At 72.6% G+C, this 21,052-nt stretch carries 21 protein-coding genes; 7 read left to right on the top strand and 14 right to left on the bottom strand.

Annotation, left to right across the window (positions count from 1 at the left end; genetic code table 11):
• Positions 1-121 precede the first annotated feature (121 nt).
• Positions 122-919, top strand: coding sequence for an exodeoxyribonuclease III (gene xth / locus IE168_RS06290; RefSeq protein ID WP_229823175.1), 798 nt, complete (start codon positions 122-124; stop codon positions 917-919).
• 95 nt (positions 920-1,014) lie between these two features.
• Here the strand turns inward: xth and IE168_RS06285 are convergent, their stop codons facing one another.
• The 3 genes from IE168_RS06285 to IE168_RS06275 form a co-directional block, all read right to left on the bottom strand.
• Complete coding sequence (locus IE168_RS06285; RefSeq protein ID WP_189496313.1) at positions 1,015-1,758, bottom strand: DUF72 domain-containing protein; 744 nt, start codon at positions 1,756-1,758, stop codon at positions 1,015-1,017.
• Between the two features lie 72 nt (positions 1,759-1,830).
• Positions 1,831-2,190 (bottom strand): DMT family protein, encoded by a 360-nt coding sequence (locus IE168_RS06280; protein ID WP_189496311.1) that lies wholly within the window; start codon positions 2,188-2,190, stop codon positions 1,831-1,833.
• Between the two features lie 19 nt (positions 2,191-2,209).
• Positions 2,210-2,671: a hypothetical protein gene (locus tag IE168_RS06275; protein WP_189496310.1), complete on the bottom strand. Its 462-nt coding sequence runs from the start codon at positions 2,669-2,671 to the stop codon at positions 2,210-2,212.
• A gap of 129 nt (positions 2,672-2,800) precedes the next feature.
• Here IE168_RS06275 and IE168_RS06270 point away from each other — a divergent pair, with 129 nt between their 5' ends.
• Both IE168_RS06270 and IE168_RS06265 read left to right on the top strand, forming a co-directional pair.
• Positions 2,801-3,781, top strand: coding sequence for a cation diffusion facilitator family transporter (locus IE168_RS06270; protein WP_189496308.1), 981 nt, complete (start codon positions 2,801-2,803; stop codon positions 3,779-3,781).
• Between the two features lie 104 nt (positions 3,782-3,885).
• A complete protein-coding gene (locus tag IE168_RS06265; protein ID WP_189496306.1) occupies positions 3,886-4,428 on the top strand; it encodes a DUF488 domain-containing protein in 543 nt (180 codons plus the stop codon).
• A 7-nt stretch (positions 4,429-4,435) separates the two neighbouring features.
• Here IE168_RS06265 and IE168_RS06260 read toward each other — a convergent pair whose 3' ends face one another.
• The 7 genes from IE168_RS06260 to IE168_RS06230 all read right to left on the bottom strand — a co-directional run bounded on the left by IE168_RS06260 (position 4,436) and on the right by IE168_RS06230 (position 12,355).
• Positions 4,436-5,104, bottom strand: a complete 669-nt coding sequence (locus IE168_RS06260) for a DUF4124 domain-containing protein (RefSeq protein ID WP_189496304.1) — start codon at positions 5,102-5,104, stop codon at positions 4,436-4,438.
• Between the two features lie 2 nt (positions 5,105-5,106).
• Positions 5,107-5,931, bottom strand: coding sequence for a DUF4124 domain-containing protein (locus IE168_RS06255; RefSeq protein ID WP_189496302.1), 825 nt, complete (start codon positions 5,929-5,931; stop codon positions 5,107-5,109).
• An 82-nt stretch (positions 5,932-6,013) separates the two neighbouring features.
• Entirely contained in the window at positions 6,014-6,577 is a 564-nt protein-coding gene (gene tsaC, locus IE168_RS06250) for an L-threonylcarbamoyladenylate synthase type 1 TsaC (RefSeq protein WP_189496300.1), read from the bottom strand.
• A 166-nt stretch (positions 6,578-6,743) separates the two neighbouring features.
• Positions 6,744-9,284, bottom strand: a complete 2,541-nt coding sequence (locus IE168_RS06245) for a DNA topoisomerase I (protein WP_189496298.1) — start codon at positions 9,282-9,284, stop codon at positions 6,744-6,746.
• 172 nt (positions 9,285-9,456) lie between these two features.
• Complete coding sequence (locus tag IE168_RS06240) at positions 9,457-9,930, bottom strand: DUF494 family protein (protein ID WP_189496296.1); 474 nt, start codon at positions 9,928-9,930, stop codon at positions 9,457-9,459.
• Positions 9,931-9,958: 28 nt separating this feature from the next.
• On the bottom strand, positions 9,959-11,107 hold the full coding sequence (gene dprA / locus IE168_RS06235) for a DNA-processing protein DprA (RefSeq protein WP_189496294.1): 1,149 nt from the start codon (positions 11,105-11,107) through the stop codon (positions 9,959-9,961).
• 75 nt (positions 11,108-11,182) lie between these two features.
• Positions 11,183-12,355, bottom strand: coding sequence for a LysM peptidoglycan-binding domain-containing protein (locus tag IE168_RS06230; RefSeq protein WP_225218141.1), 1,173 nt, complete (start codon positions 12,353-12,355; stop codon positions 11,183-11,185).
• Between the two features lie 139 nt (positions 12,356-12,494).
• Between IE168_RS06230 and def the strand changes: the two genes are divergently transcribed.
• Genes def through rsmB form a run of 3 tightly spaced genes read left to right on the top strand, consistent with a single transcriptional unit; the run spans position 12,495 to position 15,283 of the window.
• The gene (gene def / locus IE168_RS06225) at positions 12,495-13,007 is read left to right on the top strand and encodes a peptide deformylase (RefSeq protein WP_189496292.1); all 513 of its coding nucleotides are present in this window, start codon (positions 12,495-12,497) and stop codon (positions 13,005-13,007) included.
• 36 nt (positions 13,008-13,043) lie between these two features.
• Positions 13,044-13,964, top strand: a complete 921-nt coding sequence (fmt, locus tag IE168_RS06220) for a methionyl-tRNA formyltransferase (RefSeq protein ID WP_189496290.1) — start codon at positions 13,044-13,046, stop codon at positions 13,962-13,964.
• On the top strand, positions 13,961-15,283 hold the full coding sequence (rsmB, locus tag IE168_RS06215) for a 16S rRNA (cytosine(967)-C(5))-methyltransferase RsmB (protein WP_189496287.1): 1,323 nt from the start codon (positions 13,961-13,963) through the stop codon (positions 15,281-15,283). The genes fmt and rsmB overlap by 4 nt, the downstream gene beginning before the upstream one ends.
• Before the next feature lie 23 nt (positions 15,284-15,306).
• Here rsmB and IE168_RS06210 read toward each other — a convergent pair whose 3' ends face one another.
• From IE168_RS06210 to IE168_RS06200, 3 genes are read right to left on the bottom strand one after another with little or no spacing between them, the layout of a single operon-like run.
• Entirely contained in the window at positions 15,307-16,440 is a 1,134-nt protein-coding gene (locus IE168_RS06210; RefSeq protein WP_189496286.1) for a glycosyltransferase, read from the bottom strand.
• Positions 16,437-18,374 carry an asparagine synthase (glutamine-hydrolyzing) gene (asnB, locus tag IE168_RS06205; RefSeq protein WP_189496281.1) on the bottom strand — a complete coding sequence of 646 codons (1,938 nt, stop codon included), beginning with the start codon at positions 18,372-18,374 and terminating at the stop codon, positions 16,437-16,439. Before asnB ends, IE168_RS06210 begins: the two co-directional genes overlap by 4 nt.
• Before the next feature lie 10 nt (positions 18,375-18,384).
• A complete protein-coding gene (locus tag IE168_RS06200) occupies positions 18,385-19,197 on the bottom strand; it encodes a glycosyltransferase family 2 protein (RefSeq protein WP_189496461.1) in 813 nt (270 codons plus the stop codon).
• Between IE168_RS06200 and IE168_RS06195 the strand changes: the two genes are divergently transcribed.
• A complete protein-coding gene (locus IE168_RS06195; protein WP_189496463.1) occupies positions 19,196-20,257 on the top strand; it encodes a CDP-glycerol glycerophosphotransferase in 1,062 nt (353 codons plus the stop codon). The two genes, IE168_RS06200 and IE168_RS06195, sit on opposite strands and share 2 nt — an antisense overlap.
• Here the strand turns inward: IE168_RS06195 and IE168_RS06190 are convergent.
• The gene (locus IE168_RS06190) at positions 20,190-21,008 is read right to left on the bottom strand and encodes a glycosyltransferase family 2 protein (RefSeq protein ID WP_189496279.1); all 819 of its coding nucleotides are present in this window, start codon (positions 21,006-21,008) and stop codon (positions 20,190-20,192) included. The two genes, IE168_RS06195 and IE168_RS06190, sit on opposite strands and share 68 nt — an antisense overlap.
• Positions 21,009-21,052 lie beyond the last annotated feature (44 nt).

The raw sequence follows: 21,052 nt of genomic DNA, 5'->3' as shown, positions 1-21,052 counted from the left end.
CCTGGCGCCCGCGGGATGGCACTGGCGTGAACCCGCCTCCGACCGCCGGCGCCCGCCGCTTCACGGACCCGCCATCGCGGCGGCGCTACGGTCGTGCGCTCCGCATCGCGTGGAGGCGCCGGTGGCCCGCAGGAAGACGCTGAAACTCGCGACCTTCAACGTCAACGGCATCGGCACGCGGCTGCCGCACCTGCTGGCGTGGCTGGAAAAGGAAGCGCCTGACATTGTCGCTCTGCAGGAGCTGAAGGCGCTGGACGAGGCGTTTCCGGCCGACGCGCTCGAAGCTGCCGGTTACGGCGCGCTCTGGCACGGACAGCGTTCGTGGAATGGCGTCGCGCTGCTGGGCCGCGACACCGTGCCGGTGGAGAGCCGGCGCGGCCTGCCCGGCGACGCGAAGGACACCCAGAGCCGCTACCTGGAGGCGGCGATCCACGGCATCGTCGTCGCCGCGATCTACCTGCCCAACGGCAATCCCGTCCCGGGGCCGAAGTACGACTACAAACTGGCCTGGATGCGGCGGCTGCACCGGCATGCGGAGAGCCTGGTCGACCTGCCGCATCCGGTCGCGATGATCGGCGACTTCAACGTGATCCCGCACGAGTCCGATGTCTACGACCCGAAGGCCTGGCGCAAGGACGCGCTGTTCCAGCCCGAAGTGCGTGAGCGCTACGAGGCCCTGCTGGCCCAGGGCTGGACGGATGCGCTGCTGGAGACCTTCGGCGAGGAGCGGCCGTACACGTTCTGGGACTATTTCCGCCAGCACGCCGAGCGCGATCGCGGCCTGCGCATCGACCACCTGCTGCTCAACCCGGTGCTGGCGAAGGGGCTGAAGGAGGCCGGCGTCGACCGCTGGGTGCGGCTGCAGGAGAAGGCCAGCGACCATGCGCCGACGTGGGTGGTGGTGAAGGCGCCCGGCTGAGTGGCTGACGGGTCGATCGGCGGATCGGTGCCCTGAAGGTCGGGGCGGAAGGTCGGGCGCAGGCGGGCACGGGGCCGGACGCCGAGGCTTCCGCCTCATGCGCGCACCAGGTCCTGGAAATCGGAAGCGTTCGGCGTCGCATGCCCGTGCGCGGTGTTGTCGAAGATGACCCAGGCCTCGCCACGCGGCGGCAGGCCCGCGCGTACGCGTGCCGCCAGCGCCCCCAGCGCCGCCGCGTCGTAGTCGCTGTAGTAGATCCGCGGCGAACCATGCCAACGCCAGTAGCGCAGTCCGGCATGGCCGCCGGGTTCGCCCGCGCCTGGCACCGTCGCCGGGTCGGCGGCCACCCGCGCGACGGCGTGGCGCTGCCACAGCGCGTCGACGCGCGACGCGAACCAACTCGCATGGCGCGGCTCGCAGGCCACGCCGCCGTCCCAGCGGCGGCGCAGGCCTGCGAAGAACGTCCCTGCCACGCGCGCGTCGAACGCCAGCGACGGCGGCAGCTGCACCAGCAGGCAGCCGAGGCGGTCGCCAAGGCCACCGGCCTGCGCCAGGAAGTCGTCGAGCAGCGGGAGCGCGCCCCGCAGCCGGTGCTCGTGCGTGATCGTCCTCGGCAGCTTGGCCGAGAAGCGGAAATGCGCGGGCACCGTGTCCGCCCACCGCGCATAGGTCCCGCGGCGGTGGGGGCGGTAGAAGGACGAATTGATCTCGGCCGCGTCGAACCGCGTCGCATGGCGTTCGAGCAGGCTGGCGCCGGGGCCGAACAGGCCGCGGTGCGCGGTCGCGATCGACCAGCCTGCGGTGCCGGTGCGGACGATGGACGTGGACGCGCTTGCCATGGATCGGGACACGTGGCGGGCAGGCCGCATCGATAGCAGCCACCCGCATCTCATCCCGTGAACGTGCGGGTCTCAGGCCCCGGCGTTCGTCCCGCCGCGGAAGACGAAGTACACCGCGCCCAGGATGCACAGGCCGGCCCACAGATAGTCCAGCTTCAGCGGTTCCTTCATGTAGAACACCGCGAACGGCACGAACACCGTCAGCGTGATCACTTCCTGCAGGATCTTGAGCTGGCCCAGCGACAGCACCGTGTAGCCGATGCGGTTGGCCGGCACCTGCAGCATGTATTCGAAGAAGGCGATGCCCCAGCTGAGCAGCGCCGCCACGAACCAGGGCTTGGAGCCCAGCTCCTTCAGGTGCGCGTACCAGGCGAACGTCATGAAGACGTTGCCGAGCGTCAGCAGCAGGATCGTGAGTCCGATCTCGCGCATGGAGGATCCCTGAAACCGGCTACCGGATCGTGATCTGGCGCGCGTCGATGACCTTGACGTGCGTCTGGTAGTAGTACTTCCCGGTGGGGCGGCCGTGGCTGGTGAAGTCGATCCTGGTGCGCACCGCGGCGCCATGCACGAGGATGTCGCGCCCCATGAGCGCCGTACGCGGATGCTCACCCAGCCGCTCCGCCAGCTGCCGGGTCGCCGCGGGTGAAACCGTGACGGTGAGGTTGCGCTGGTCGCGGTAGTCCAGCTCCGAGTTCAGGAAGGTTTCGCCGCCCTCGGCGCCCGTGGCCTTGACCGTCAGGGCGAAGGTGCCTTCGACGCCGCGGGGTGCGGCGTCGGCCGCGAGGTTGATCGCGTCGCGCGGCGTGATCCACGACCCCTGGGCGTCGGATGACGGCGATGGCGCAGGCACCGTGGCACAGCCGGTGATCACGGCGGCGGACAGCGCCGCGAACAGCATCAGGGTCTTCATCGTGCGTGAGGTCCTTTTCGTGGGAGGTTCAACAGGGCCATGCCCCGTCGCCGAGGATACGGCACCCTCGCGGCGCTTGACCCGGCCACCGGGGCAGGGATCATGCTGGTCGATCCGAGGACCCGCCCCATGACGCAGCATCCACACGGTGAAGCGCACGGCCACGCACACGACGGTGACCACGACCATGGTCGCGGCGGTCATGGTGCGGATGCCCACGCGCACGCCCACTCCCACGCACCCGCGGTCACCGCCGGCAACGAGCGTCGGCTGCGCTTCGTCTTCGTCCTGACCGCCGGCTACGCGATCGTCCAGGCCATCGGCGGCTGGTGGTCGGGCTCGCTGGCGCTGATCGCGGACTCGGGCCACATGGTCTCCGACGCGGCGGCGCTGCTGCTGGCGCTGGTGGCGTACCGGATCGCGCGGCGGCCGGCGGATTCGACGCGCACCTACGGCTTCCACCGGGTGCGGGTGCTCGCGGCGCTGGCCAACGGCGCGGCGCTGCTGCTGCTGGTGGCGTGGATCGCATGGGAGGCGGTGGCGCGCTTGCGCCAGCCGGTCGAGGTCATGGCCGGGACGATGCTGGCGGTGGCGGTGGTCGGCATGTGCGTGAACCTGGTGGGCGCCTGGGTGCTGTCGCGCGGCCATCGCGGCGACGGCAACCTGCGCGGCGCGCTGCTGCACGTGGTCGGCGACCTGCTGGGCTCGGTCGGGGCGATCGCGGCGGCGGTGGGGATCATGTTCACCGGCTGGACGGTGCTCGATCCGCTGCTGTCGGTGTTCGTGGCGCTGCTGGTGGTGCGCTCGGCCTGGGGGCTGGTGTCGGAATCGCTGCGGGTGCTGCTGCAGGCGGTGCCGCAGGGCGTGGACGCGCGGGTGGCCGAGGCGGGGCTGGCGGCGCTGCCGGAGGTCGCCGAGGCCTGGCACTTCCACGCCTGGACGCTGACCGACGAGTCGAGCGTGGCGACGGTGCACGTGAGCCCGGCGCCGGGCGTGGATCCGCTGCGGCTGCCGGAACTGGTCTCGGACTGGCTGCACGACCGCTATGCGATCGACCACGTCACGGTGCAGGTGGACCCGCCGGGCCGGAGCCGCCGCGAACACTGCTGATCCGGTCGCCGGCACATGCCGGCGCCCGGCGGCCGGTTCACGCCGCGGGCATCGCGCGCTGCGCAGCATGCAAGGCCGTTCACCGCTGACGGAAGGACGTTCCAGTGACCGGCACAATCTGGACCATCGGCCACTCCACGCGCGGCCGGGAGGAGTTCCTCGGGCTGCTGCGGCGGCACGGCATCGAGGCGATCGCCGACGTGCGCCGGTTTCCCGGCTCGCGGCGCCATCCATGGTTCGCCAGCGAAGAGATGGCGGTGGCGCTGCCCGCGGCCGGCTTCGGCTACCGCTGGCTGCCGCAGCTGGGCGGGCGCCGGCGCCCGCAGCCGGACTCGCCCAACGGCGCCTGGCGCAACGCCGCCTTCCAGGGCTACGCCGACCACATGGCCAGCGCGGAGTTTGCCGAGGGGCTGGCGAAGGCGCTCGAGCTGGCGGCGATGCAGCGGACCGCGCTGATGTGCGCCGAGGCGGTGTGGTGGCGCTGCCACCGGCGGCTGATCGCCGACCTGCTGGTGCACCGGGGCATGGAGGTGCTGCACGTCATCGACGACCAGCCGGCGCAGCCACATGCGATGAACGAGGCGGCGCGGCCGGCGGGTGACCTGCTGGTGTATCCGCCCACGCAGGCGGAGCTGTTCGGCGCTTGAGCGCGCGTCAGCCGGGCGGCAGTCCGCAGGTGGTATCGGAAAGGATCGTCGACACGCGTGCGAAGGCGTCCTGCAGCGGTGCGCGGGCGTCGCCGCGGGCGTAGCGCCAGGTGGATTCGATCTCGCGGCCGCGCTGGCGCCAGCCGTCGCAGGCTTCGCCGTCGGGAATGCGTTCGCAGCGGTCGTACTGCCATTCGCAGGCCGCGCCGGCGCCGAGGCTCGGGTCGCCGTTGATGCCGACGGTCTGCAGCGGCACGCAGCGCGGCTTGGGCTCGGCGTCCTCGCTGATGTAGCGGTCGTTGCCCGGCGTGTGGCAGCGGAAGATCGGCGGCGGTGGCAGGCGGTCGGCATCGGCGATGCGTGCGGGCGCAGGGGCCTCGGGGCGCTCGGGGACGGCCGGGGTGGTGGCTGCGGCGGCCTGCGTTGCGCGGGACGTCACCGGGGCGGGCGCCGGTGCCTGTGGCACGTAGACCGGCATCGGCGGCGGCGGCTCGATGATCGCGCGTTCCTCGCGGCTGCCCGCGGGGCACGGCTCGTCGTTCTGCACGGTGAGGGCGCCGCTGGCGTCGGTGCAGCGGTAGATGACCACCTGCTGGGCGGTGGCAGCGGGAGCCGCGGCCGCAAGGAGGGCCAGCGCGGCCGCCAGGCCGGGCCGGCGTCGGATGGATCGGGGCATCACTACGTCCTGCAGTCGCGGTCGATGCGGGCGTTGAGCCCGCGCTCTTCGACGCGCAGGGTATCGCGCTCCACCTGCTGGGCGTTGAAGAAGCGGCGGCGCAGCGCCTCGCGCCGTTCGCGCAGGCGCGCGCAGGTCTCCATCGGCGGCAGCGCGGTGCAGGGGTCGCGCTCGACGTAGCCGCCAACCGCACCCTGCCAATGGCCTCCATGCGGTGGGCGCGGACGCGAGCCGATGGCGGCGTCGGGGTCGGGGCGCGGAGGATCGTGGGGAATGCTGATGCGGCTGACCGGTGGGGCGCTCAGGCCGTTGCCGGCCCGCGTGGTCGGCCCGCGCGTGCCGATCCCGGCGCGACCCGGGTCGGGCCGGCCGCGCCAATGGCCGCGTCCGTATCCGCCCACCGGCCAGCCGCCGCCGCTCCACGCCGGGACCCATCGCTCCTCGCCGATGCCGGTATCGCTCTCGTAGGTGCTGCCGTCTTCGCGCACGCATTCGAACAGCGGCTGCGCGGCTGGCGCCTGGACGTACTGCACCACCGGCTGCGGCGACGCGGGCGGCGGAGCGGCGGCCGGGCGCGGCGGCGGCGTGCCGTCCACCGGTCGCACCATGCTGCGCACCTGCTGGTCCGCGTCGCCCGGGCAGGGCACGTTGCCGATCACGACCTCGCCGTCGGCGCCGGTGCAGCGGTAGATGGTGACGTCGGCGCCGTCCTGGGCCGAAGCGGGCGCGCCTGTCGCGGTCAGGGCCACCGCCACGGCCATCGCAGCGGCGGCCAGGCTGGCCGGAAGCGGTGCGATCCGGGCGGCACGTGCGGTGAGGGCGCTCATGCGGCCATCTTGCGCGCCCGGAGGCGTGGGGGAAAGCCGGCGGGCCGCCAGCGTGTGACGGCGGTCCAGGCCGCGCTCGGCTTCAGCCGCGAAGCACGGTCCCGCTGCGGGCGTCGCGGATCGGCGTGGGCCGGTCCAGGCCGCCGGTGTCGCCGGGCAGCACGGCGTCGATCGCGGCGCGCAACGAGGGCGTGAGCTCGGCTTGGGTGCGCGCGGGAGGCTCGCCCGCGGCGTTGGCGCTGGTCGACACCAGCGCGCCGCCGAAGCCCCGGCACAGCGCCGCCAGCAGCGGGTGCGCCGTGACCCGCACCGCCACGCCATCGTGATTGCCGGTGATCCAGCCGGGCACGCGCGCGGTGGCGGGCAGCACCCAGGTGTTGGCGCCTGGCCAGGAGGCGAGCACGGCGTCGCGGCGCTCCGGTGGCAAGGCCGCCCAGTCGACCAGGCCTTCCAGCTGGCCGATGTCGGCCGCGACCAGCAGCAGGCCCTTGGCGACCTCGCGCTGCTTGATCGCCAGCAGGCGCATGACCGCGGCTTCGTCGAAGGGGTCGCAGCCGAGGCCCCACACGGCCTCGGTCGGGCAGGCGATGACGCCGCCGCGGTGGAGGGTGGCGATGGCGAAGTCGAGCTGGGTGGCCTGGCTCATCGGCGAAGTCCGTGCTGGTGTCCGCGATGGACGGTGACAGCGCAGCTTAACCGTGGCCCCCGGGACCAGGGACGTCAGGTGTGGCCTGCACGGCATGGACCGCGGCGCGTCGTGCCGATCCGCGGCCGCGTGCGCCTGGGCGGTGACTGCGCCCGCGCGCGAGGGATCAGAACGGAGCGTCGTCGGGATCGACCGATGCGGCGGCCTTCGCCGGGGTCTTTTTCGCGACCTTTTTCGCAGCAGCCTTCTTCGCGACCTTCTTCGCGCCCGTCTTCTTCGCAGCGACCTTTTTCGTGGCGGTCTTCTTCGTGGCCGTCTTCTTCGCGGCAGCCTTTTTCGCCGGCGCCTTCTTTGCCGCGGCCTTCTTGGCGGGCACCTTCTTCGCCGCGGTCTTCTTGCCGAAGCGCCCGCGCGCGGGCTTGCCGGTCTCCTCCAGCAGCTGCACCACTTCTTCCAGCGTCAGCGACGCCGGCTCGCGGTCCTTGGGGATCTTGCCGTTGAGCCTGCCGTCGCTGATGTACGGGCCGAAGCGGCCGTTGAGGACCTGGATGTCGCTGCCCTCGAACGCCTTGATGATGCGGTTGCGCGCGATCTCTTCCTTCTCTTCGATCAGGAACACGGCGCGGTCGAGTTCGATCGTGTACGGATCGTCCTCCTTCTTCAGCGAGGCGTAGGTGCTGCCGCGCTTGGCGAAGGGGCCGAAGCGGCCGATGCCCACGCTCACGTCCTCGCCGTTGTGCTCGCCGAGCATCCGCGGCAGGCGGAACAGGTCGATCGCCTCCTCCAGCGTGATCGTGTGCATGCTCTGGCCGGGGCGCAGCGAGGCGAAGCGCGGCTTGTCCTCGGCGTCCTCGGCGGTGCTGCCGATCGCGGCATAGGGTCCGTAGCGGCCCAGGCGGACGCTGACCGGCTTGCCGGACGTGGGATCGATGCCGAGTTCGCGCGCGCCGGTGGCCTGGCTGCGGTCGACGCTCTCGGTCTTCTCGTCGACGAGTTCCTTGAACGGGCCCCAGAACTTCTCCATCAGCGGCACCCAGTCCTCCTCGCCGCGGCTGACCGCGTCGAGCTCGTCCTCGAGCTTCGCGGTGAAGTCGTAGTCGACGTAGCGGGTGAAGTGCCCGCTGAGGAAGTTGGACACGGCGCGGCCGACGTCGCTGGGGCGGAAGGCGCGGCCCTCCATCTCGACGTACTTGCGGAACAGCAGGGTCTGGATGATCGAGGCGTACGTGGACGGGCGCCCGATGCCGTACTCCTCCAGCGTCTTCACCAGCGACGCCTCGGTGAAGCGCGGCGGTGGCTGGGTGAAGTGCTGGTCGGCGTGGATGCGGTCGAGCGGCACGCGGTCGCCGGGCTTCATCGCCGGCAGCTTGCGGCCCTCGTCCTCGTCGTCCTTGCCCCTGGTGTCCTTGCCCTCCTCGTACACGGCGAGGAAGCCGGGATCGACCACGGTGGTGCCGCTGGCGCGGAAGCCGTGCTCGCTGCCGGCTGCCAGGTCCACGGACACGGTGTTGAGCGTGGCCGGCACCATCTGCGAGGCCACCGCGCGCTTCCAGATCAGCTCGTACAGGCGGCGCTCGTCGTCGGACAGGAAGCGCGCGACCTGGGCCGGCGTGCGCAGGGCGGAGGTCGGGCGCACGGCCTCATGGGCCTCCTGCGCGTTCTTGGATTTCGTCTGGTAGAAGTTCGGCTTGTCCGGCAGCGCGCGCGTACCGTAGTCGCGGGCGATGACGTCGCGGATCTCGGACAGCGCCTCGGCCGACAGGCTCACCGAGTCGGTACGCATGTAGCTGATCAGGCCGACGGTGCCCTCGTCGCCGATGGCCACGCCCTCGTACAGCTTCTGCGCCACCTGCATGGTGCGGCGGGTGGTGAAGCCGAGCTTGCGCGAGGCCTCCTGCTGCAGCGTGGAGGTGGTGAACGGCGGCGCCGGGCGGCGCTTGCGCTCCTTGCTGGCGACGTCGGTGACGTGCAGCGCGCCCTGCGCGGCGGCGGTGATCCGCCTGCGCGCGTCCTCGGCGGTGTCGCCGTCGGTGACGGTGAACTGCTCGAACTTCTTCCCGTCCAGCTTCGTCAGCTTGGCGCTGAAGGCCTGCGAGGGATGCGCGAGTTCGGCTTCGATGGTCCAGTACTCGCGGGCGACGAAGGCTTCGATCTCCTCTTCGCGCTCGACGATCATGCGCAGCGCGGGCGACTGCACGCGGCCCGCGGAGAGGCCGCGCTGCACCTTGCGCCAGAGCACCGGCGAGAGGTTGAAGCCGACCAGGTAGTCCAGGGCGCGGCGCGCCTGCTGGGCATCGACCAGGTCGCTGGCGATGCCGCGCGGCTTCAGCATCGCCTCCTTGATGGCGCGCGGCGTGATCTCGGTGAACACCACGCGCTGCAGGTCCTTGCCTTCGAGCAGGCCACGCTCCTTCAGGATTTCGGCGATATGCCAGCTGATCGCCTCGCCCTCGCGGTCCGGGTCGGTCGCGAGGTAGATGCCGTCGGCCGCCTTCGCCGCCTTCGCGATCGCCTCGACGTGCTTCTCGTTCTTGTCGATCAGGTCGTAGCGCATCCGGAAGCCGTGCTCGGGATCGACCGCGCCCTCCTTCGGCACCAGGTCGCGGACATGGCCGTACGAGGCCAGGACCTGGAAGTCCTTGCCGAGGTACTTGTTGATCGTCTTGGCCTTGGCGGGCGACTCGACGATGAGGAGGTTCTTGGCCATGCGGGCGGGGGTTCCGGGACGGCGGGGCCGTGCCTTGAGGGTGTGGACGTGTAGACGGCAACGCCCGGGACGAGGCCCCGGGCGCGTGGCGGCTGCTATTTATAGTGGAATCACGGCCGCGGTGGGGCTGTCAAGGCGTCGGTGGACGCCCGTTCCGCGGCCGGGGCGTGGCTCAGTGCACGGTTTCGGGCTCGTCCACGAACATCTGGGTTTCCATCCAGGCATAGGCCGCTTCGGCGCCGGGCTGGTTGAACAGGACCATCAGCACCACCCACTTGAGGTCGTCGAGGTCGAGCTCGTCCTGGTCCAGCGCCATGGCGCGGTCCAGCACCAGTTCGCGGCGATCGGCGTCGATCACCCCGTGCTGCTCGAGGAACATCAGGAAACCCCGGCACTCCAGGTCCAGCTTGGCCTCCTCGCCCGGCGAAAACAGGCGGACCGGGCCGTCGGCGCGGGCCGCGCCTTCGGACGGGCGCTGCTCCGCCAGGCCGTCGAGCCAGTCGAAGGCCTTGCTGGTTTCCGCCGGGCTGAATCCGGCCTGGAGCAGGCCGTTCTGGAGGGAGTCGCGGTCGCGGATGAGGTCCGCGTCTTCGGTGAAGTAGTGTTCGAACAGATAGAGCAGGACGTCCAGGATGCTCTCTTTCATTTCCCCCCGGCCTGCGCCCGGGGGCGCGTTACTGAGACTTTCGGGAATAGCGGCCGTGCCCGACCTCGACGCGACCCTCCAGCTCCATGAGCAGCAGCATGCTGCCTAGCTCCGCGGCCGTCAATCCGGTGCGCGAGACCAGTTCATCCATACCGGTAGGGTCGTGACCCAGTGCCTGCCACAAGCGCTGGTGGTCGGGGTGTGTGGGCGGACCGGCCGTGCCGGTCGTCCCGGTGACGCTCCCGGCAGGCTGTATGGGGGCGGCCAGGCGCCCGCGCAAGGCGTCGCCGAGGCTGATCGCCAGCGGGGCCAGCGCCTCGCGCACCTCCTCCGGGGTTTCCACCAGCCCGGCGCCGTCGCGGATCAGGCGATGGCAGCCCCGTGCCTTGGGGTTGTGGATCGAGCCGGGGATGGCGAAGACCTCGCGCCCGGCGTCGCCGGCCAGCCGGGCGGTGATCGCGGCGCCCGAACGCAGGGCGGCCTCGACCACCAGCACCCCGAGCGACAGCCCCATCACGATCCGGTTGCGGCTGGGGAAGGTGCCGCGGCTGTACGCGGCACCGGGCGGGAGTTCGCTGGCCACGGCCCCGCAGGCCGCGATGCGCGCGTACAGCGCGGTGTTGCGGCGGGGATATGGCTGGTCGATGGCGGTGCCGAGGACGGCCACCGTGCGCCCGCCGGGGGCGGCCAGCGCGCCCTCATGGGCGGCGGTATCGATGCCGGCCGCCAGTCCACTGGTGACGGCGAGACCGCCCGCTGCAAAGGTTCGCGCGAAGTCGAAGGCGTTGCGCAGGCCGCCGGCGCTGGCGGCGCGGCTGCCGACGACGGCGACCGAGGGATGCCAGAGCAGGTCCGGGTCTCCCAGCACCCAGAGTGCCAGCGGTGCGCCGGGCAGGCGGGCGAGCAGGGCGGGATAGTCGGCGTGGTGCAGGCCGATCACGTGGCGTCCAGGCCCGCCTTCCAGCCAGCGACGCCATCGCGTGACCTCGGGACCCGGGTCGGGCGCCATCAGCGCCGCGCGCTGCGCGGGCTCCAGCCCGGCACGGCGCCAGGCGGTGGGCCCCGCACGCACGGCGGCGGCGGCGCTCCCATGGCTCTGCAGCAGGTGCCGCCGCGGCTCGCTGCGGCCCCCGCCCGCAAGCAGCCGCATCAGGGCCAGGGTGTCTTCGCTGTCCATGTCCCCAGCCTGCGCCGGAAACGACGACGGCGCCCTGGGGCGCCGTCGTGTCCTGCCGTGGGGAAAGCCCGCGACTCAGTAGGGCGAGTCGGGATGCTTCAGGTGGTAGCCCACGCGGGTCGGCTTGATGCTGTCCATCACCAGGCCGTAGCTCACCTTGTCGAAGGTGCGGAACACCATGACGTGGCCGGCGAACTCGTCGGGCAGGCGCACCTTGTTCTCGAAGAACACGGTGTCCTCGTCGCGATCCAGGCCCTTCTCGACGCGGTCCACCGTATTGGTGCCTTCGCGCCAGATCGAGAACACGGTGCCGTTGTCCACGCCTTCGCGGGCGCCGACCGACAGCGCGATCACGTCGCGCGGGCCGCCGGAGGTGAGCATGTCGGTCACCGCCAGCACGCGCGCCTTGCCGTAGTCGGTCTGGACCTTGGGCGGGTGCGGGAAGAACTGCAGGTCATACGGCTGGGCGTCCACCGGCACCACGCGGTCGCCGATGCGGACCTCGCGACCCTCCTCGTCGAGCAGCAGGGTGCTGGCCTGGATGCCGCCCACTTCACCGCGGGTCAGGGTGCCGGCGGTCACGCGCATCAGCTCGTGGCCCAGCACTTCCTGGCCCTTGTCGGGCATGACCACGTTGGCCCAGTACTGGCCCCAGTCGATGCTGCGGCGGCCGGTGGCGTCGAGCTCGTCCTTGCCGAAGGTGTCGCAGCACATGCCGGCGCGCAGCAGGTGGGTGTAGCGCACGGTCGGGCGCAGCACCGCGTAGCGGGTGCCGGGAGAGGCATCGCCAAGGCCGCGCACGTAGACGACCTGGCCGCGGCTGGCGCGCATGCGGTCCTCTTCCAGGCCGACCACGTAGGGCATCTGGTCGAACTCGTCGACCACGCGCAGGTCCTTCAGGAAGGGCTCGATCTCGGACAGCGGCACGGCGTTGATCGGCGCCGCCTCGGTCCGCGGGCCCGGCGTGACGCCGACGCGGTTGAGGTAGGCCAGGCTGATCACGTCGCCCGGATAGATCAGGTGCGGGTTGGCGATCTGCGGGTTGGCCTGCCAGATCTCCGGCCACAGCCACGGCTTCTGCAGGAAGCGCCCGGCGATGTCCCAGAGGGTGTCGCCGCGGACCACCACATATGTATCAGGGTGGTCGCCGCGCAGGCCCTGGGCCGCCGCGTACGTCGCCACCGTGAGCATCGCTACCGCAACACCCGTGCGCAGCGCATTCGAAAGGCGCTCAACCTTGCCGGCCATCTACCTGCTCCCCTTGGAGATTTCCCCGAATAGCGGCCGCACTATGCCTACAGGAATGGACCCTGCGCAAGCCTGCCGGCGGTACAATCGACCGCCGCGCCGCACGGTTGTGACGGCCGCCACCTTATTCAAAGCCAGCATGTCACTGATCACGATCCTCGAGCATCCCCATCCCAGCCTGCGCAAGGTCGCCGGCGAGCGCGACGCCGCGGCCATCGCCGATCCCGCGTTCCAGCGCCTGCTCGACGACATGTTCGAGACCATGTACGCGGCGCCCGGCATCGGCCTGGCCGCGACCCAGGTCGACGTCATGGAGCGCTTCATGGTGATCGACGTCACCGAGGAGCGCGACCAGCCGCTGGTGTTCATCAATCCGGTGATTCGCGAGCGGTCCGTGGACCTGCGCGTGCACCAGGAAGGCTGCCTGTCGATCCCGGGGATCTTCGCCGACGTCACCCGCGCCGACGGCATCGAGGTCGAGGCGTTGGACCGCCACGGCAAGCCCTTCACCCTGGCCGTCGACGGCCTGCTCGCCACCTGCGTGCAGCACGAGGTCGACCACCTCGACGGCAAGCTGTTCATCGACTACCTGTCGCCGCTCAAGCGCGAGCGGGCGATGAAGAAGTACGACAAGCTGCGCCGGCATGACTGACCGCGGCGCCCCGCGCGCGGCCCGCGGAGCGTCGCGATGAGGATCGTGTTCGCCGGCACGCCGGAGTTCGCCGTGCCGTCGCTGCGCGCCGCCTGCGGCAAGGCCGAAGTGGTCGCCGTCTACACCCAGCCCGACCGGCCCGCCGGCCGCGGCCGCGGCCTGCAGGCCTCGCCGGTGAAGCAGGAAGCGCTGGCGCGCGGCATCCCGGTGCTGCAGCCGCAGACGCTGAAGTCGCAGGTCTCGCGCGACGCGCTGCGCGCGCTGAAGCCCGACCTGATGGTGGTGGTGGCCTACGGCCTGCTGCTGCCGCAGAAGATCCTCGACATCCCGGAAGAAGGCTGCTGGAACGTGCACGCCTCGCTGCTGCCGCGCTGGCGCGGCGCGGCGCCGATCCAGCGTGCGATCGAGGCCGGCGATGCCGAAACCGGCGTCTGCCTGATGCGGATGGAGAAGGGCCTGGACACCGGTCCGGTGCTGCTGTCGCAATCGCTGGCGATCGGTGAACAGGAGACCGGCGGCCAGCTGCACGATCGCCTGGCCGAGCTTGGCGCGCAGGTGCTGGCCGACGGCCTCGGGCTGCTGCGCGCCGGCATCCGTCCGGTGCCGAGGCCGCAGCCGGCCATGGGCGTGACCTACGCCCACAAGCTGGACAAGGCGGAGGCGAAGCTGGACTGGTCGCAGCCGGCCGCCGTCCTCGCGCGCAGGGTCCGCGCCTTCAATCCCTGGCCGGTCGCCGAGGCGGTGCTGGCCGGCGAGCGCCTGCGCATCCACGGTGCGGTGGCGATCGACGCCCCGGCGGGCGCCGCGCCCGGCACGGTGCTCGCCGCCGGCCGCGACGGGATCGACGTCGCCTGCGGCGAGGGCGCCCTGCGCATCCGCGTGCTGCAGCGCGACGGTGGCAAGGCGATCACCGCCGTCGACTGGCTCAACGCCCGCCGCGACCTCGCCGCGCCATGAGCGGCGAGGCGCCGCGCGTGGCGGCCGCGCGCGTGCTCGACGCGGTGCTGCACCACGGCCGCTCGCTGAAGGCCGAACTCGCGCGCGCGCTGCCGGCGCTGGCCGACCCGCGTGACCGCGCCCTGGTCGAGGCGATCTGCTTCGCCGCCCTGCGCCAGCACGCCCGCGCCGACGCCGCGCTGGCGGCGTGGATGCCGAAGCCGCCCGGCCGCCGGGACGGCGACCTGCGCGCGCTGCTGCACGCGGGCTTCGCACAGCTCGATCCGCTCGGGCTGCCGCCGCACGCCGCGGTGGCCGAAACCGTCGACGCCGCCCGCGGCATCGGGCGTGCCCACCAGGCGAAGCTGGTCAATGCGCTGCTGCGCCGCGCCCAGCGCGAAGGCCTCCCGACGCCGGCGGCCGCCGACGCCTGGCCGGGCTGGCTGCGCGAGCGCGTGCGCGCGGACTGGCCGGACGACGCCGACGCCATCTTCGAAGCCAGCGCGCGGCCCGCCGGCACCTGGCTGCGGGTGAACCGCCGCCGCAGCGGACGCGACGACTACCTGGCCCGGCTGCAGGCCGCGGGCATCGAGGCGACGCCTGATCCAGTGCTGGCCGACGCCCTGCGCCTGCCGGCCTCGATCGCCGTCGGCGCCCTGCCCGGCTTCGCCGACGGCGACGTGTCGGTGCAGGACGGCGCCGCCCAGGCGGTGGCCGACGCGCTCGACCCGCCGGCCGGCGCGCGCGTGCTCGACGCCTGCGCCGCGCCCGGCGGCAAGTCCGCCCACCTGCTCGAGCGCGACCCGACCCTGCGCCTCCTCGCCCTCGACGTCGATCCTCTCCGGCTGGCGCGCGTGCGCGGCACGTGGCGGCGGCTGGGCGTGGGCGAGGGCGTCGATCCCGGCGCCGCCGCGCGCGTCGCCGACGCCGCCGATCCGGAGGCCTGGTGGGACGGCGACCCCTTCGACGCGATCCTGGTCGACGCGCCCTGCTCGGCCACCGGCATCGTCCGCCGCCAGCCCGACGTGCTGCTGCACCGCCGCGCCGCCGATGTCGAGGCGCTGGTGGCGCTGCAGGCGCGGCTGCTGGATGCGGCGTGGACGATGCTGCGGCCCGGTGGCGTGCTGGTGTACGTCACCTGCTCGATCCTGCGCGCCGAGAACCATGCGCAGGTCGAGGCCTTCCTGGCCCGGACCGCCGATGCCGTGGCGGAGCCCCTGCCCGGATGTTTCGGGCGCGCGCCGGCCGCCGGGGAAGCGCGCCACGGGCGCCAGCGCCTGCCCGGTGACGGCGGCATGGACGGGTTCTTCCTGGCCCGGCTGGCGAAACGCGCCGACTGACGGCGTGGGCCGCGGCGCGTGGCTCAGGACGTGACGGCCACGGTGCGGAGATAGACCGCCTCGGTGGCATCGAGGAAGCGCTCGATCCCGAATGCGCGTCCGGCGTGCGCACGGGCTGCCGCCGCCATCATGGGGAGCCTGTCGCGCGCGTCCAGCATCCGCAGGATGGCGTCGGCGACGCGCGGCGGACTGCGCACCGGCACGATCCAGCCGTCGACGCCGGGCTCGATGTTTTCCGGAAGACCGGCGTAGTCGCTGACCAGCACGGGCTTGCCCATCGCCATCATTTCCCGGCAGGCGAAGGAGATGGTCTCCACGTCCCAGGACAGCACGAAGCCCGCGTCGATCGCCGCCACCAGCGGCCGGACGTCGTCCAGCAGCCCGGCGAAGCGGACGTGCCGTGCCAGTCCCAGCGCCTGGATCCTCGCCAGCGCATCCGCGGCCGGTGGCAGGCCCGCCAGCAGCACGCGGACGCGCGCGCGCGCCGGCTCCGGCAGCAGGGCGAGCGCCTCGACCAGGTCCATCCAGCCCTTGTAGGCGGCGGTGCCGGCGTTGGAGCCGAGCAGCAGCACGTCGTCGCCGTCGTCGCCGTCCAGCCACTGCCGCCGCGCCGCCGGGCGGGCCGCGTCCGGCCAGGGGTGGTAGTGCGCCAGGTCGACGCCGTTGGCGACCACCTCCACCGGCAGGTCGCCGTAGGCGGTGGCGAGCAGGTGCCGGCGGGTGTCCTCGCACACCGCGATGACACGGTCGGTGCCGCGGCGGGCGCGCCACCAGGCGCCGGGGCCGGAGACCGGCTTGGAGTTGTGCTTGGTGAACACGATCCGCGGGCGCTGCGGCAGTCCCCGCAGTGCCGACAGGACCAGGCGATGGTCCGCTGAGCCGTTGACATGGACGAGGTCGAAGCGCTGGTCGCGCAGCAGCGCGCGGAGGTGCACTCGGGCGCGGCGGCGGGCGGCGAGCCGCCGCAGGCCGTTGGGGAACGGCTGCGGCACCGCGACCACCCCCTCGAGCGCCTCGGCACCGGCCAGCAGCCGGCTGCCCGGGGGGGCCGCGACATGGATGCAGTGGCGACCGCCGAGTCCGCGCGCAAGCGCCAGGATGTACGTGGTGTGGCCGCCGCCGTCGCCGTCGTGGAAGTTGGTGTAGAGGATCTTCATCGGGGCCGTTCCGGAGACGGCGGGTCCCGCTGCAGGTTCTCGCGCCAGGCCTGGAACATGAGCACGCCCCAGAGATGGGTGTGCCATTTGCGCTCGCCGGCCTGGAACGCTTCCCACAGCGCGCGGACAGGGGCGGGATCGAAATGCCCTTCCTCGCGCAGCCGGCGCGGATCGAGCTGCGCCTCGCCCCAGTCGCGCAGCGGCCCGCGCAGCCAGTCGCCCACCGGCGCGCCGAAGCCGGACTTCGGGCGCTGCACCAGCGCGTCGGGCAGGTAGCGGCCGAGGAGGCGCTTGGGCAGGTGCTTGAGGCGTCCGTCGCGCCACTTCATCGACATCGGAAGCGACCAGGCGAACTCGGCCACGCGCCAGTCGAGCAGCGGCGCGCGCGCTTCCAGCGACGCCGCCATGCTCGCGCGGTCCACCTTGGTGAGGACGTCCTCGGGGAGGTAGCAGGCGAAGTCCAGGGCCATCAGCGCGTCGCCCGGGGTGCCGTTGCGGGGCAGCGCGCGCGGATCGTCGTACGCCGTGGGCCGCCTGCGGGCGCCCTGGACCACTGCCTCGGGCGCGCGCCAGCGCTGCACGCGCTGGCGCGCGACGCCCTGCAGGCCGTCCGCCGCCAGGGCGGCGCGGAGTGCGGCCAGTCCGCCCAGGCGCGCGGCTTCGCCGTGTTCGCGTCCCAGCAGGTGGCGCAGCGGTCCCGGTACCCCTGCGGCCATCCGGTGGTTGCGCAGTGCGCGCGCGTAGCGGCCGTAGCCGAAGAAGAGCTCGTCGCCACCGTCGCCCGACAGCGCCACCGTCACGTGACGACGGGTCAGCTCGCACAGCAGTGCGGTGGGCAGCTGCGACGAATCGGCGAAGGGCTCGTCGTGGATCCGCGGCATCGACGGTACCAGGTCCAGCGCGGCGCGGCCGTCGACGCGCAGTTCGGTGTGCTCGGTGCCGAGATGGCGGGCGACCGCGGCGGCGTGGGCGCTCTCGTCGTGCACGGCGCTGTCGAAGCCGATGGAGAAGCTGCGCACCGGCCGCGCGGACTGTGCCTGCATGAGCGCGGTGACCAGGGAGGAATCGGTGCCGCCGGAGAGGAACGCGCCCAGCGGCACGTCGGCCTCCATGCGCAGCGCGGTGGCGTCGCGCAGCAGGGCGTCGAGGGCCTCGAGCGCTGCGGCCTCGTCGCCTGCGAACCCGCGCGCGATCATCGCCTCCTGGCGTTCGCGTGCGTTCCACCAGACCTGCTGGTCGCGCGCCGGGTCGTGGCCGGCGGCGCCGGCGGCCACCCGCGACGCGTCGATGCGAAGCAGCCGCCCCGCGCACAGCTTGTGCACGTCGTGCAGGATCGCGTACGGGGCCGGAACGTAGTCGAAGCGCAGCAGCAGCGCGAGCGCGTCCGGATCGACCCCGGCGTGCATCGCCGGGTGCGCGCGCAGTGCCTTCAGTTCGCTGCCGAAGACGAAGCTGCCGTCGCCGGCCCAGCCGTAGTACAGCGGCTTCTTGCCCACACGGTCGCGCGCCAGCCACAGCTCGCGTGCCCGCGTGTCCCAGGCCGCCAGCGCGAACATGCCGTTCGCCCGCGCCAGTGCCGCCTCCACGCCCCATTGCGCGATCGCCGCCAGCAGCACCTCGGTGTCGGAGTGGCCGTGGAAGCCGTGGCCCAGCGCCGCCAGCTCCGCGCGCAGGGCGGCGTGGTTGTAGACCTCGCCGTTGTAGGACAGTTGCCAGCGGCCGTCGGCGGAGGCCATCGGCTGGTGGCCGTGCGGGCTCAGGTCGAGGATCGAGAGGCGGCGATGGGACAGCACCAGCCCGGCACCGGGGTCCGCCCAGGTGCCGGCGTCGTCGGGGCCGCGATGTGCGATCGCGGCGCCCATGGCCGCGCCCAGGGCGTGCAGGACGGCCGCGTCCCCGGGTCGTGGCGCCCAGGCGCCTGCGATTCCACACATGCCGCCGGCCTCAGTCGCGCGCCGCGTCGACGGCCGGCGTCGCCACCGGCTGCCCGTTCTGCAGCAGCCAGAGCATCACCGTCTTCTGGCGCACGTAGTTGGCGCGCACATAGGCGTAGACCAGTCCATGCCAGCCGTCGAGGAAGCCGGCCCGCAGCACGTAGCCGCGCCAGAAGCGCCAGGCCGGCGCCAGCACCAGCTTGCGCAGCGAGGCGCGCCGGCCGCGCGCAAAGTCGTGCTCGGCCATCATCCGCGCATAGCGCTGGGTCTTGGCCAGCTGCTGCTCGAACGAGCGGTAGGGGTAATGGACGAGGTCGCCCCGCAGGGTGCGGACGGGGCCGTCGACGCTGGCGGCTTCGTGCACCTCGCGGCTGCCCCGCCAGCCGCCGCGGCGACGGTCGAACAGGCGCAGCACGCGGTCGGGATAGGCGTTGCCATGGCGCAGGAAGCGGCCGAAGTAATTGTCGAGGCGGGCGAAGCGGTAGCCGGCGGCACCCTCGAACCCCGCCGCACGCGCGGCCTGGATCGAATCCCGCAGCTCATCACCCACGCGCTCGTCGGCGTCCAGGCACAACACCCAGTCGTGCGCCGCCTCGGCGACCGCGAAGGCCTTCTGGCTGCGGAAGCCGTCGAACGGGCGCTGCAGCACGCGGGCCCCCGCGGCGCGCGCGATGGCGGCGGTGTCGTCGGTCGAGCCGGAGTCGACCACCACGATCTCGTCGCAGAACGACAGCGACGCGAGGCAGTCGCCGATCCGGTCGGCCTCGTTGAACGCGATAATGCAGGCCGAGATGGCGGAGCCTGGGCTCGAGGACGTGTCGATGGCGGATTACCTGTTGTTCGCGACGGAACGCTACGCGCTGCCCATCCTGCAGCCGCTGGCCGATGCGCTGCAAGATGCCGGCCACGCCGCGCACGCCTGGCTGGTGGACGGCGCCGCGCAGTCGCGCCTGGCGCCGCCGGTCAGGCGCATCGCCGGCGCACGCGAGGCGGTGGACCTGCGGCCGCGGGCGGTGTTCAGCGCGGCCAACTGGGTGCCCCCGTTCGTGGGCGGGGCCAAGGTGCAGCTGTTCCACGGCTTCAACGTCGAGAAGCGCGAGGACGCCCGCGGCCATTTCCGGCTGCGCGGGCTGTTCGACCTCTACTGCACGCAGGGGCCGGCCACCACGCTGCCATTCCAGGCGCTCGCCGCGCGCGCCGGGCACTTCCGGGTGGTCGAGACCGGATGGCCCAAGCTCGATCCGCTGTTCGGGACGCCGCCGCCGCTGGTGGCGGCGCTGCGCGCGCAGGCCGGTGGACGCGGGATCGTGATGTCCGCCGCCACCTTCACCGAGCGCCTGAGCGCGGCCCCGCACCTGTACGAAGCGATCGCGGCGGAGGTCGCCGAAGGTCGTCGCTACTGGTTGCTGACCCTGCATCCGAAGTGCGCGCCGGCGCTGTTCGAGCGCTACCGCGCCCTGGCCGGCCCCAACGCCACCTTCATCGAGCCGGAGCAGCTGGTGGAGGCCGAATGCGCGGCCGACGTGCTGCTGGCCGACACCACCTCGGTGGTCAGCGAGTTCGCGGTGCAGCGCAAGCCGGTGGTGACCTTCCGCAACCGGGCGCCAAAGCCGCACATGATCGACTTCGACGACCCGGCGCGACTGCCCGCCATGCTGGAACGCGCCTTCGCGCCGGAGCCCGCCCTGCAGGCCGCCCTGGACGCCTATGCCGACAGCATCCATCCCTGGCGCGACGGGCGGTCTTCGCAGCGGGTCATCGCGGCGACCGATGCCCTGCTTGCGGGCGAGCTGGGCCGTCTCCGGCGCCGGCCGTTCACGGCCCTGTATCGCGGCCTGCAGATCCGCCGGGAGCTTGGCTACTGGGGGCCGACGGGGCATTGAGGCCGCGCTCCAGCAGCCACAGCTGGATGGCCTTCTGGCGTGCGTTGTCGGCGGTCACGTAGGCATGGACCAGGCCGGCCCAGCCGTCCAGGAACCCGCCGCGCAGGACGTAGCCGCGCCAGAAGCGCCACCACGGGGCCAGCACCAGCTTCTCCAGCGAGGCCCGCTTGCCGCGGGCATGGGCGTGCTCGGCCATCATCCGTGCGTACTGGTGGCCCTTGGCGAGCTGGTGTTCGAACGAGCGGAACGGCAGGTGCAGCAGGTGCCCGTCCAGCGTGCGCACGGGTCCGTCGACGCTGGCGCGCTCGTGGATCTCGCGGTCCCCCTGCCAGCCGCCGCGGCGACGGTCGAAGAGCCGCATCTGGCGGTCGGGGTAGGCGTTGCCGTGGCGAAGGAAGCGGCCGAAGTACTCGGAGCAACGCGCGAAGCGGTAGCCCGCGGCGCCCGCGAAGCCGCCGTCGCGCGCCGCGCGGATCGCCTCCGCCAGCCGGGCGTCGACGCGTTCGTCGGCGTCCACGCACAGCACCCAGTCGTGGGTGGCCTGTTCGACGGCGAACTGCTTCTGGCGGCGGAAGCCGTCGAACGGCCGCACCAGGACGCGTGCACCGGCGGCCGCGGCGATGTCCCGCGTCGCATCGGTGGAGCCGGAGTCGACCACCACGATCTCGTCGCAGAACGCCAGCGACGCCAGGCAGTCGGCGAGGCGGTCGGCTTCGTCGAAGGTGATCACGGTGGCGGAGATCGGGGGCATCACGGGGCGGTGTTTCAGGCGGCGGGGGCGCCATTATCCCCTGC

Source organism: Luteimonas padinae (assembly GCF_014652935.1).
In the GTDB taxonomy this organism is placed as follows: domain Bacteria; phylum Pseudomonadota; class Gammaproteobacteria; order Xanthomonadales; family Xanthomonadaceae; genus Luteimonas; species Luteimonas padinae.
The sequence above is the reverse complement of the archived record's forward strand: the minus strand, read 5'-3'. Positions and strand labels throughout refer to the sequence as shown.

What these genes read in the sequence shown, in the direction of transcription:
- IE168_RS06285 (WP_189496313.1), bottom strand. Translation starts at nt 1,758, where the DNA reads ATGGCAAGCGCGTCCACGTCCATCGTCCGCACCGGCACCGCAGGCTGG.
- IE168_RS06280 (WP_189496311.1), bottom strand. Translation starts at nt 2,190, where the DNA reads ATGCGCGAGATCGGACTCACGATCCTGCTGCTGACGCTCGGCAACGTC.
- IE168_RS06275 (WP_189496310.1), bottom strand. Translation starts at nt 2,671, where the DNA reads ATGAAGACCCTGATGCTGTTCGCGGCGCTGTCCGCCGCCGTGATCACC.
- IE168_RS06270 (WP_189496308.1), top strand. Translation starts at nt 2,801, where the DNA reads ATGACGCAGCATCCACACGGTGAAGCGCACGGCCACGCACACGACGGT.
- IE168_RS06260 (WP_189496304.1), bottom strand. Translation starts at nt 5,104, where the DNA reads ATGCCCCGATCCATCCGACGCCGGCCCGGCCTGGCGGCCGCGCTGGCC.
- IE168_RS06255 (WP_189496302.1), bottom strand. Translation starts at nt 5,931, where the DNA reads ATGAGCGCCCTCACCGCACGTGCCGCCCGGATCGCACCGCTTCCGGCC.
- tsaC (WP_189496300.1), bottom strand. Translation starts at nt 6,577, where the DNA reads ATGAGCCAGGCCACCCAGCTCGACTTCGCCATCGCCACCCTCCACCGC.
- IE168_RS06245 (WP_189496298.1), bottom strand. Translation starts at nt 9,284, where the DNA reads ATGGCCAAGAACCTCCTCATCGTCGAGTCGCCCGCCAAGGCCAAGACG.
- IE168_RS06240 (WP_189496296.1), bottom strand. Translation starts at nt 9,930, where the DNA reads ATGAAAGAGAGCATCCTGGACGTCCTGCTCTATCTGTTCGAACACTAC.
- dprA (WP_189496294.1), bottom strand. Translation starts at nt 11,107, where the DNA reads ATGGACAGCGAAGACACCCTGGCCCTGATGCGGCTGCTTGCGGGCGGG.
- IE168_RS06230 (WP_225218141.1), bottom strand. Translation starts at nt 12,355, where the DNA reads ATGGCCGGCAAGGTTGAGCGCCTTTCGAATGCGCTGCGCACGGGTGTT.
- def (WP_189496292.1), top strand. Translation starts at nt 12,495, where the DNA reads ATGTCACTGATCACGATCCTCGAGCATCCCCATCCCAGCCTGCGCAAG.
- fmt (WP_189496290.1), top strand. Translation starts at nt 13,044, where the DNA reads ATGAGGATCGTGTTCGCCGGCACGCCGGAGTTCGCCGTGCCGTCGCTG.
- rsmB (WP_189496287.1), top strand. Translation starts at nt 13,961, where the DNA reads ATGAGCGGCGAGGCGCCGCGCGTGGCGGCCGCGCGCGTGCTCGACGCG.
- IE168_RS06210 (WP_189496286.1), bottom strand. Translation starts at nt 16,440, where the DNA reads ATGAAGATCCTCTACACCAACTTCCACGACGGCGACGGCGGCGGCCAC.
- asnB (WP_189496281.1), bottom strand. Translation starts at nt 18,374, where the DNA reads ATGTGTGGAATCGCAGGCGCCTGGGCGCCACGACCCGGGGACGCGGCC.
- IE168_RS06195 (WP_189496463.1), top strand. Translation starts at nt 19,196, where the DNA reads ATGGCGGATTACCTGTTGTTCGCGACGGAACGCTACGCGCTGCCCATC.
- IE168_RS06190 (WP_189496279.1), bottom strand. Translation starts at nt 21,008, where the DNA reads ATGCCCCCGATCTCCGCCACCGTGATCACCTTCGACGAAGCCGACCGC.